Origin of the sequence: Rhodovulum viride (assembly GCF_003265965.1) — a bacterium.
Lineage (GTDB): Bacteria > Pseudomonadota > Alphaproteobacteria > Rhodobacterales > Rhodobacteraceae > Rhodovulum > Rhodovulum kholense.
Genome location: NZ_MUAV01000083.1, coordinates 1 through 1,658, shown reverse-complemented (window position 1 = coordinate 1,658; position 1,658 = coordinate 1). Strand labels below are relative to the sequence as shown.

The 1,658-nt window shown below is 64.5% G+C and carries 3 protein-coding genes; 2 read left to right on the top strand and 1 reads right to left on the bottom strand.

What is annotated here, in order from left to right:
• Window positions 1-119 precede the first annotated feature (119 nt).
• Window positions 120-326, bottom strand: a complete 207-nt coding sequence (locus tag BYZ73_RS21015; protein WP_112317555.1) for a hypothetical protein — start codon at window positions 324-326, stop codon at window positions 120-122.
• Between BYZ73_RS21015 and BYZ73_RS21010 the strand changes: the two genes are divergently transcribed.
• Together BYZ73_RS21010 and BYZ73_RS21005 are read left to right on the top strand one after the other, a co-directional pair.
• Window positions 325-1,062, top strand: a complete 738-nt coding sequence (locus tag BYZ73_RS21010; protein WP_245943262.1) for a helix-turn-helix domain-containing protein — start codon at window positions 325-327, stop codon at window positions 1,060-1,062. The genes BYZ73_RS21015 and BYZ73_RS21010 overlap by 2 nt on opposite strands.
• 183 nt (window positions 1,063-1,245) lie before the next feature.
• On the top strand, window positions 1,246-1,530 hold the full coding sequence (locus BYZ73_RS21005; RefSeq protein ID WP_112317554.1) for a hypothetical protein: 285 nt from the start codon (window positions 1,246-1,248) through the stop codon (window positions 1,528-1,530).
• Window positions 1,531-1,658: the final 128 nt, after the last annotated feature.

The following is a 1,658-nucleotide window of genomic DNA, read 5'->3' as shown; positions in this document are numbered from 1 at the left end:
CCACTTCCGCTCCCGCTCCTGCGGGTCGCGCAAATTCTGGAAGGACTTTTGCATAGCGACATCCCTATGGTGGCTTCGTGCAAAATGACTCGGGGTCGAAATCGATGGAGAGGACGCCGTCAGCATGCGGGGTCCTCCCGCGTGACCGGGTTTGCGGCCATGAAGGCGCGAAGGCGGTCAACGCTCCGCATGGTCGGGCCGGAGGTCCCTGCCTGCCACGCGGCCCAGGCGCCCCAACTGGCACCGATGGCTTCGCGCAACACCTTCTCGGGAGTTTTATTCGCGGCCTCCGCATAGGCCTTAACTTCGGCGATGAGCTGTTCCATGACGCCGGATAATGGGGAAACTTCCCGCTTCGCGCAACAGGAAACTTCCCGCTACTTCCGTTCTGCCAGTCAGTGCAATCTCTTTCGCATGGGTGAGATTGGCGACGACTTCATTACCGGCCTTGAGCGGATCATGGATGCGCGCGGCTTGCGAGCCGCGCCGCTCTCTGAGGCCGCTGGTCTGAGCAAGAGCTTCATCCGAGATCTCCGGCGCGGAAAGGCGGCCAGTCCGAAGCTCGATACCGCAATGAAAATCGCGCGGGCCCTCGACATGAGCGTCGAGGAAATCCTCGCCGCCGCCAACGGGCCGGGTGCAGGAAGGCTCACAATCGCGATTGCCGGAAAGGTCGGAGCCGGAGCCAGGGTGCCCGTTTTCGACGCGTATGAGAAGGGCGACGGCCCACAGGTCGAATGCCCACCAGGCCTCTCTCCACATGGCGTTGTCGCCGTCGAAATCGTTGGGGACAGCATGGAACCGGTCTATTCGGCGGGTGATTTGCTGTTCTATTCCCGTCCCGCGCACGAGGGGGTGCCAAGCGAAGCTGTCGGTAGGCGCTGCGTCTGCGAATGCGAGCGGGGCCTAGGCTGGGTCAAGCTCGTCAAGCTCGGTTCAGAGCCTGGCTACTTCCACCTCATTGCGCTGAATCCTGACGCCGAGAACCAGCACGACGTGCGTCTCAAATGGGCCGCGCCAGTCAGGCTTCATTGGCCTGCGGATCTCGTCAAACGGGTCTAGTCGACCCCATTTCAACAATGAAAAGAGCAATCGTTGGCGCTCGCGCAGGGGCGCCACAGGCGCTGACGCGCCAAGCAACGGCCTCGTTGGGCCGATGAAAGGGGGAAGTTTCCCTCTTTTGGATTGACATAGGGAAACTTCCCTATAATGGTCGTCCCCACCGCAACCGGAAAGGGGAGACCCATGAAGACCATCCTGACCACCGCCGCCGCCCTGGCCCTGCTGGCCGCGCCCGCGCTCGCCGCCGTCAATGCCACCGAGGATCTGTCGGCGATCCGCCAGCCCTCGGCCGATGGCGCGGGCTGCTTTGCCGCCATCGCGGGCACCAACGCCTTCGAACGCACCCACGCCCCGGGCTGCATCTATTACCGCGCCCCCACCGGCACCGACCCGAAAGAGGCCGAGGCCGCCGACCCCGAGCCCGCCGATCCCGGCGAGGGCGACGACAGCGAGAACGCCGGTCTCTGAGCATCGGTGCCCCGCCCCGCGCGGGCGGGCATCCCATGCCCAGATCCGGAGGACCTCATGCCCCGCATGCCCAAAATCCCCGACCTTCCCGCAACCTACGGCTTCGGCACCTGGCGCGACGCGCTGCT